Origin of the sequence: Arthrobacter sp. 35/47 (assembly GCF_000520475.1) — a bacterium.
Lineage (GTDB): Bacteria > Actinomycetota > Actinomycetes > Actinomycetales > Micrococcaceae > Arthrobacter_D > Arthrobacter_D subterraneus.
Genome location: NZ_KI914620.1, coordinates 15,740 through 16,999, shown reverse-complemented (window position 1 = coordinate 16,999; position 1,260 = coordinate 15,740). Strand labels below are relative to the sequence as shown.

The window sequence follows — 1,260 nt, the reverse complement described above, 5'->3', positions numbered from 1 at the left end:
GAAGCGCTGGTAGGCCTCGGGCCCGCCGTAGGTTTCCTGGACGGCATACCAGAGCACGCCGTCGTAGCCCCAGTTGTGGGTGCCGTTGAAGGCGTTGACCGGGAGCAGCTCGACGTACTGCACTCCGAGACCGGCAAGATAATCGAGCTTGCCGATCGCAGCGTCCAGCGTGCCCTCCGGCGTGAAGGTGCCGATGTGCATCTCATAGATGACGTTCCCGTCCAGGCCGGGTGAAGCCCAGCCGCTGTCCCCCCAGGAGTAGGCTCCGGCGTCGAACGTGCGGGAGAGTGAATGCACGCCTTCCGGTTGCCGGCGGGAACGCGGATCCGGCACCGGGTCAGCGGAGCCGTTGATGAGGTACCCGTAGTCCACGTCGCCGTCAGCCGGGGCACCCGGTGCTTCCCACCAACCGCCGCTCCGGGACGTCATGGGGTACTGCTCACCATCGGCCACGAGCGTCAGGGACTGCGCCTTGGGCGCCCACACATCAAACCTCGAACTCATTTACGCTTCCTCCTTTACGAGAAGTGCCACAGGGTAGGTCTCGAACAGGCGACCCGCGGGCACCGGCCCACCCTCGAAGCCGGTGCCGGTGATTGCGCAGCTGTAGCTTCCTTCCGGGAGTACGACGGCGGTGTCCCGCCAGCCGCCGGCCCCGTAGGTTTCCTGGACGGCATACCAGAGCACGCCGTCGTAGCCCCAGTTGTGGGTGCCGTTGAAGGCGTTGACCGGGAGCAGCTCGACGTACTGCACTCCGAGACCGGCAAGATAATCGAGCTTGCCGATCGCAGCGTCCAGCGTGCCCTCCGGCGTGAAGGTGCCGATGTGCATCTCATAGATGACGTTCCCGTCCAGGCCGGGTGAAGCCCAGCCGCTGTCCCCCCAGGAGTAGGCTCCGGCGTCGAACGTGCGGGAGAGTGAATGCACGCCTTCCGGTTGCCGGCGGGAACGCGGATCCGGCACCGGGTCAGCGGAGCCGTTGATGAGGTACCCGTAGTCCACGTCGCCGTCAGCCGGGGCACCCGGTGCTTCCCACCAACCGCCGCTCCGGGACGTCATGGGGTACTGCTCACCATCGGCCACGAGCGTCAGGGACTGCGCCTTGGGCGCCCACACATCAAACCTCGAACTCATTTACGCTTCCTCCTTTACGAGAAGTGCCACAGGGTAGGTCTCGAACAGGCGACCCGCGGGCACCGGCCCACCCTCGAAGCCGGTGCCGGTGATTGCGCAGCTGTAGCTTCCTTCCGGGAGTACGAC

General features: G+C 66.0%; 1 protein-coding gene and 1 pseudogene. Both read right to left on the bottom strand.

From position 1 onward, the window contains the following. On the bottom strand, positions 1 to 504 hold a 504-nt coding region (locus X803_RS20725), incomplete at its 3' end, for an alpha-amylase family protein (protein ID WP_035779522.1). Positions 505 to 654: 150 nt separating this feature from the next. After that, positions 655 to 1,134: pseudogene (locus X803_RS0116220) on the bottom strand (malto-oligosyltrehalose trehalohydrolase); the annotation flags it as partial. Positions 1,135 to 1,260: the final 126 nt, after the last annotated feature.